The 6,000-nt window shown below is 56.0% G+C and carries 8 protein-coding genes, 1 tRNA gene and 1 pseudogene; 5 read left to right on the top strand and 5 right to left on the bottom strand.

The genetic code is table 11. The features are described from left to right. On the bottom strand, positions 1–346 hold a 346-nt coding region (locus ACFDSS_RS04760), incomplete at its 3' end, for a 3-keto-5-aminohexanoate cleavage protein (RefSeq protein WP_375254616.1). Positions 347–454: 108 nt separating this feature from the next. Continuing rightward, positions 455–606 (bottom strand): annotated as a pseudogene (locus ACFDSS_RS04755) (biotin carboxylase); the annotation flags it as partial. 76 nt (positions 607–682) lie between these two features. Here ACFDSS_RS04755 and ACFDSS_RS04750 point away from each other — a divergent pair. Next, positions 683–946 carry a hypothetical protein gene (locus ACFDSS_RS04750; RefSeq protein ID WP_375254615.1) on the top strand — a complete coding sequence of 88 codons (264 nt, stop codon included), beginning with the start codon at positions 683–685 and terminating at the stop codon, positions 944–946. Between the two features lie 149 nt (positions 947–1,095). On the opposite strand, the gene ACFDSS_RS04745 is transcribed toward ACFDSS_RS04750, so the two are convergent. Further along, a tRNA-Arg gene (locus ACFDSS_RS04745) sits at positions 1,096–1,172 on the bottom strand. A 117-nt stretch (positions 1,173–1,289) separates the two neighbouring features. On the opposite strand from ACFDSS_RS04745, the gene ACFDSS_RS04740 reads away from it, so the two are divergent. After that, on the top strand, positions 1,290–2,318 hold the full coding sequence (locus ACFDSS_RS04740; protein WP_375254614.1) for a LacI family DNA-binding transcriptional regulator: 1,029 nt from the start codon (positions 1,290–1,292) through the stop codon (positions 2,316–2,318). Positions 2,319–2,381: 63 nt separating this feature from the next. On the opposite strand, the gene ACFDSS_RS04735 is transcribed toward ACFDSS_RS04740, so the two are convergent. Together ACFDSS_RS04735 and ACFDSS_RS04730 are read right to left on the bottom strand one after the other, a co-directional pair. Next, positions 2,382–3,026: a hypothetical protein gene (locus ACFDSS_RS04735; protein WP_375254619.1), complete on the bottom strand. Its 645-nt coding sequence runs from the start codon at positions 3,024–3,026 to the stop codon at positions 2,382–2,384. 31 nt (positions 3,027–3,057) lie between these two features. Then, a complete protein-coding gene (locus ACFDSS_RS04730) occupies positions 3,058–3,336 on the bottom strand; it encodes a hypothetical protein (RefSeq protein ID WP_375254613.1) in 279 nt (92 codons plus the stop codon). A 160-nt stretch (positions 3,337–3,496) separates the two neighbouring features. On the opposite strand from ACFDSS_RS04730, the gene ACFDSS_RS04725 reads away from it, so the two are divergent. The 3 genes from ACFDSS_RS04725 (at position 3,497) to ACFDSS_RS04715 (ending at position 5,984) form a co-directional block, all read left to right on the top strand. Next, positions 3,497–3,976, top strand: coding sequence for a hypothetical protein (locus ACFDSS_RS04725; protein WP_375254612.1), 480 nt, complete (start codon positions 3,497–3,499; stop codon positions 3,974–3,976). A gap of 178 nt (positions 3,977–4,154) precedes the next feature. Continuing rightward, on the top strand, positions 4,155–4,787 hold the full coding sequence (locus tag ACFDSS_RS04720; RefSeq protein WP_375254611.1) for a ribonuclease HII: 633 nt from the start codon (positions 4,155–4,157) through the stop codon (positions 4,785–4,787). Positions 4,788–4,874: 87 nt separating this feature from the next. After that, entirely contained in the window at positions 4,875–5,984 is a 1,110-nt protein-coding gene (locus ACFDSS_RS04715) for a site-specific DNA-methyltransferase (RefSeq protein WP_375254610.1), read from the top strand. The last annotated feature ends 16 nt before the right edge of the window (positions 5,985–6,000 follow it).

Here is a 6,000-nt window from a genome sequence, read left to right as displayed (position 1 = left end):
TGGGAAAGTTGTTCGATCCGACCGAAAGTGACGCCATGTCGGGGCGCAGCGACAGCATGCCGCCGCGCGCGCGCCCCGCACCAGACCGTCCGCCGGTGGACAGTTGGATTATCATGCCGGGGCAATGCTTTTCGACGCCTTGCTTGAGGGCGGCGAATTTGTCGGGATCAGACGATGGTGTTTGATCGTCATTGCGCACATGGGCGTGGCAGATCGAAGCACCTGCTTCATAGGCGGCATGGGTGGATTCAATTTGTTCCGTGATCGTGATGGGCACGGCGGGGTTGTCTTCTTTGCGCGGGACCGATCCGGTGATGGCGACGCAAATGATGCAGGGGTCTGACATGGCTGGTCCTTTAATTGGCCAAGGCGGTCTCGATCGCGCCGGAGAATTTGCCCACAAGTTCATCAATCTGATTGTCGCTGATGATGAAGGGCGGCGCCAGCAGCACATGGCCACAGGCAACGGTTTGCCGTCCACGGTTTTCTTGATGCCGTGGATCCACTTTTTCGCGCGTTCGTTCAACTGGAAATTCCTGGTCATGGACCGCCATGGGTCACAAGGATGCCGATATCGGCCCCTTCATAGCGGTAGTCGCCCGGTTTCGGGTGATGCGGTGCAGACGTCCGACATTACCGCCGATGCACTCAGCGATTTACAAGAGACTTCGGTCCTGTGCCGATGTCTGACGATCTAATCGACGCGAATGACGCAATGCAGACCGGTGAAGATACATTCATTATCACATCCCACGGTCACCCTTTCGCCCCCGATGGGTTCGGCAGTAAAAGCGCAGAGTGGAGAGACGTAGCGGGCGTTCGGTCGTCTGTCGCAATCCAAGGAATTCTGAAGTCGGTCGGCGTCAACATGGCAGAAAACCAGGCCGCTCCACATGAGATCATGGCTGCCTTGGGGCATTCTTCACCGAAGGTTGCCAAGGTCTAGACCGAACGCTGATCGTCGAAAGCTATCAACACAAGCATCCGCCAAGACGACTCTGACAAAACCAGCCAGACAGGCAGATGAATGACGGTTTACACACCTTTTACACACCTTGGAAGTGTAGCCGCTTTATCCAATAATATCAGTAGGGCTGGCGACCCCGGCAGGATTCGAACCTGCAACCTGCCCCTTAGGAGGGGGCTGCTCTATCCAGTTGAGCCACGGGGTCTCGGCCACATTCAATGCCTGCCTTTGCCAGCTGCGTCAATCGTACCAACCCACCACCCGCTAGCTTTTGTTTCGCAGGGCGGGTAACACTGGTCCAAAGACAATCAGGAACGACCCCTTGACGAATATCCCAAAGCGCCCACTCACCCTTCGCGACGTATCTGAGGCATCCGGCGTCAGTGAAATGACCGTAAGCCGCGTTTTGCGCAATAAAGGTGACGTCAGCGCCGCCACCCGCCAAAAAGTGCAGGATGCGGCCAAGCGGCTGGGTTATGTGCCCAACAAGATCGCAGGCGCCTTGGCGTCGCAGCGGGTCAACCTTGTTGCCGTGATTATCCCGTCGCTGGGCAATATGGTCTTTCCAGAGGTCCTTTCCGGCATATCGGAAGTGCTCGAAGATACGGAATTGCAGCCCGTTGTCGGTGTCACGGATTATCTGCCTGAAAAAGAGGAAAAGGTGCTGTTCGAAATGCTGTCGTGGCGACCGTCCGGGGTCATCATCGCCGGGCTGGAACACTCCGAGGCGTCACAGGCCATGCTTCAGCAGGCCGGCATTCCAGTTGTCGAAATCATGGACGTGGACGGGGAACCTGTCGATCATTGCGTTGGCATTTCGCATCGCCGCGCTGGCCGCAAGATGGCCGAGGAAATCATCGCAGCAGGCTATAAGCGGATCGGTTTCATGGGCACAAAGATGCCGCTGGACCACCGTGCGCGTAAACGCTTTGAGGGTTTCACGCGCACGCTTGCAAAGGCCGGGATCGAAATCGCCGATCAGGAATTCTATTCTGGCGGGTCAGCTTTGGCCAAGGGCCGCGAGATGACGGCCAAGATGATCGCACGCACGCCGGATCTGGATTTTCTTTATTATTCCAACGATATGATCGGCGCTGGCGGTATGCTTTATCTGTTGGAACAAGGTATCGATGTCCCCGGCAAGGTCGGCATTGCCGGTTTTAACGGGGTTGAACTGCTTGATGGTTTGCCACGGCAATTGGCCACAATGGATGCCTGCCGCCGCGATATCGGGATCAAGGCAGCGCAGATTATTGCCGCGCTGAACAGAGGCGAAACTGTTCCTGACGGGCCAATCATAGCGCTGAGCCCGACGCTTGCAGCAGGCGATACGCTGCGCCGCAACAGATAATTTTATCCCTTGACCCGTCAAACACGCTTGCAAGCAACAGCGGTTTTTTTGCGGTAACTGTCACTACGTCATTTTGATGACGTCTTTATCGATGGCAAGCACATAGCCTTTGCGGGCGATGTTTTTCACCAGAAGCTCGCTCATCATTTGATTTCCAAGGGTGTCACGCAGCCGTTTGATTCTGGTGGCGCCCGCAGCTTCGTCACAGTCAGCGGCATTGCGTCCAGAGATCACGCCTTCGATTTCCGCACCGGTCAGCACCTCATCATCCATACGCGCCTCTGCCAATACAGAGATCGTCTCAATCGCCGCATCTGTCAGCTTGAAAGCGAAGTCATTCAGATAAACGGCTTTCTCGTCACGGCTGATGGTGAGCGAATTCACTTCGATTCCTTGGCGCTCGATTCGGCCCATGCGCCGGTTCATCGCGATCAACATCACAAGGAACGCCACGGCAGCCACCAAAAGCGCGGTTGCGAAGATCAGCAGCACAAAAATGACAAAACGGTAGGACGCCAATGTATCCGAAAATGCGGTGCCGGATTGGGCGAGGATCTCAAGCAGTTTGATCTCTGCGTTACTGGTCAGGTTATCGTTTTCGACAAAGAGCTGCTCAACCCGCAGATTGAATGCGTTCGCATCCGGCAGGTTGATGAACAAAAGCACAGCCGCAATCGCAAGGATCGCCACAATCGCGGCAATGCCCATGACGACAATGCGGTTGCCGATTTCACGTGCTTCAGTAGCGGAGGAAGAACTCACCTGCGCTGTCCTTTCTTTCATCCAGACCCGCCTCATCAAACGTGCCGACAACATTCAAAAGCTGCCAGCCATCGCGAAGCCGATCCCCCAGTTGTGCCTTGGCCGATGCGACAGAGCAATCGCCGCGCACTTCAATCACACCATAGTGTAGGCGCAAGGGGTCGTCGCGTTTGGCCTTGTAATCAGCATAGCACGCGGCCTGAGCGGTTGTAGCGCTCAAGATCAATAGAACGACTGAGAAAGAAAGATGTTTCATGTCCCCAAGTGACCTTCCGCTGCGCTGATATTCAATAACGCTGCATGTTATCGCGGCCGCCATCGCATAACCATCCCCGGTTATTGTTTGGCAGCCTGTGCCGCCTCCAAGGTTGGATCATCGCCACCATATCTGGCATCTGACCCGAAAGGACATGCAAATGTTTAAACCAATTATCGCCGGGATTACCGCCGTTTCACTGACCTTTGCTTCTATGGCGCCTGCCTATGCCAACGGTGTCGACCGCGACGACGTCGGTAAGCTGTTGATTGGCATTGCGGCTATTGCAGCGCTGAATGCCGCGATCGACAGCAACAACCGCAATGACCGAAGCGAAGTGCGAAATGCGCGAACCCAGCGGGCCAACAACAACCGCCAAAACTGGGCGGACCTGAATCGATCCCGACAGCAGAACGCGAACCGCGGTCGGGTGTTGCCGCGTGAATGCCTGCGCACGATCGATACGCGCTTTGGCGTCCAGCGCATATTCGATCAGCGTTGCCTGAACCGCAATTATAACCGCGTCAATCGCCTGCCTGATCGCTGTGCGGTGCGCATCTACACCACCAACGGCCCGCGCAATGGCTATGATCCGCTTTGCCTGCGCGAGGCTGGTTTCCGAGCTACGCGTCGTCACTAACCCGACGCGAGAACGCGCGGCTGCTTGCCCCAGTTGCCGCGCCACCTCGGGTGTTCGGATTTTTTTCAAAGACGCAAGTAGTGCGCGAAAGCCAACACCCGCAGGGGGCAGAGAGATGGACATGGCTCTTTGCCCCCTTTTTCCTTGCAGTGATTGGCGCGTTCTGGTCACTGAAGCTATGACACAACCAGACTTCAGTTTTGAAACCGCTGCCCGAAAACGCGGGTTTTTGCATGTCGCGGGTGTGGATGAGGTCGGGCGTGGCCCGCTTGCCGGTCCGGTATGTGCAGCGGCTGTGATCCTTCACCCGGACAACATTCCAGACGGTCTCAATGACAGCAAGAAGCTGACCGCAAAGACGCGGGGCGCTCTCTTTGATGAAATCATGGCCGTCGCAGATGTGTCACTCGCCGAAGCAACCGTTGTAGAGATCGATGAACACAACATCCTGCGCGCGTCCCATATTGCGATGGTGCGCGCCGTAAAGGGCCTGTCCCAAATGGCCGATCATGCGCTGATCGACGGTAACATGATCCCGCGCGATCTGACGACTTCTGCGGAGGCAATCATCAAGGGTGACGGGCGCAGCCTTTCGATTGCCGCGGCCTCCATCGTTGCAAAAGTGTGGCGTGACCGCCACATGGAGGATTTGGCGCAACACTACCCCCACTATGGCTGGGAAAAGAACGCAGGATACCCCACAGCCCAGCATAAATTGGGGTTAGAGCGCTTCGGGGTCACCCCGCACCATAGACGGTCGTTCAAGCCCATACACAACATCTTGTATCAAGATAAAATCGTAAGTGATTGATTCAATAATGTTTTTGACAGCGAATCGTCTCTGACTCAATATGGCCTCAACCAAAGAGCGGGTCACCCGCCGGTATTGAGGCATAAAATGAAGACCAAGACAAAGACGCAGGAAGCGAAACCGCTTCCGCTGAACACGATCCTTGACGGCGATTGCATCGAACGGATGAACAGCCTGCCTGCGGGTTCTGTTGATCTGATCTTTGCGGATCCTCCCTATAATCTTCAGCTCAAGGGCGATTTGCATCGCCCCGACAATTCCAAGGTCGATGCGGTTGATGACGCATGGGACCAATTCGACAGCTTCAAGGTCTATGACAAATTCACCCGTGAATGGCTGGCCGCTGCCCGCCGCCTTCTAAAGCCCAACGGCGCGATCTGGGTGATCGGCAGCTATCACAACGTATTCCGCATGGGTGCGGAGCTACAGAACCAAGGGTTCTGGATTCTGAATGACGTGGTTTGGCGCAAATCCAATCCGATGCCGAATTTCCGGGGCAAGCGTCTGACGAACGCGCATGAGACGCTGATCTGGGCCTCGAAGGAAGAGGCCAGCAAATACACCTTCAACTACGAAGCGCTCAAAGCCCTGAACGAAGGCGTTCAGATGCGCTCAGACTGGGTTCTGCCCATTTGCACCGGCCATGAGCGGTTGAAGAATGAAGAAGGTGAAAAAGCACACCCGACACAAAAACCCCAGTCACTTTTGCACCGCGTGCTTGTTGCCACCACCAACCCCGGCGACGTGGTCCTGGACCCCTTCTTCGGAACCGGCACCACGGGTGCAGTCGCAAAGATGCTGGGCCGCGATTTCATCGGGATTGAACGTGAAGAGGCCTACCGCAAGGTCGCCGAAAAGCGCATCAAGAATACTCGGAAATTCGACAAGGAAGCGTTGGAGGTCTCAAGCTCGAAGCGCGCCGAACCCCGCGTCGCCTTTGGCGTGCTGGTGGAACGCGGCATGCTGCGTCCGGGCGAGCAATTATGGAGCATGAATGGCCGTCACAAGGCCAAGGTCCGTGCCGATGGCACCTTGATCGGTGACGACATCAAAGGATCAATCCATCAGGTCGGCGCGCATCTGGAAGGTGCGCCAAGCTGCAACGGCTGGACCTATTGGCAATTTAAACGCGACGGGCAAAAGGTGCCCATTGATCTGCTGCGTCAGCAGATCCGCTCAGAGATGGCGAAGCACTGACGCTTTACCAAAGTTG

This window comes from Yoonia sp., assembly GCF_042093035.1.
Taxonomy (GTDB): Bacteria; Pseudomonadota; Alphaproteobacteria; order Rhodobacterales; family Rhodobacteraceae; genus Yoonia.
This window is presented reverse-complemented; position numbering and strand designations above follow the sequence as displayed.

Excerpts from the sequence above, each read along its gene's own strand:
- ACFDSS_RS04735 (WP_375254619.1), bottom strand. The coding sequence starts at position 3,026 with ATGGGCATTGCCGCGATTGTGGCGATCCTTGCGATTGCGGCTGTGCTT.
- ACFDSS_RS04750 (WP_375254615.1), top strand. The coding sequence starts at position 683 with ATGTCTGACGATCTAATCGACGCGAATGACGCAATGCAGACCGGTGAA.
- ACFDSS_RS04725 (WP_375254612.1), top strand. The coding sequence starts at position 3,497 with ATGTTTAAACCAATTATCGCCGGGATTACCGCCGTTTCACTGACCTTT.
- ACFDSS_RS04720 (WP_375254611.1), top strand. The coding sequence starts at position 4,155 with ATGACACAACCAGACTTCAGTTTTGAAACCGCTGCCCGAAAACGCGGG.
- ACFDSS_RS04715 (WP_375254610.1), top strand. The coding sequence starts at position 4,875 with ATGAAGACCAAGACAAAGACGCAGGAAGCGAAACCGCTTCCGCTGAAC.
- ACFDSS_RS04730 (WP_375254613.1), bottom strand. The coding sequence starts at position 3,336 with ATGAAACATCTTTCTTTCTCAGTCGTTCTATTGATCTTGAGCGCTACA.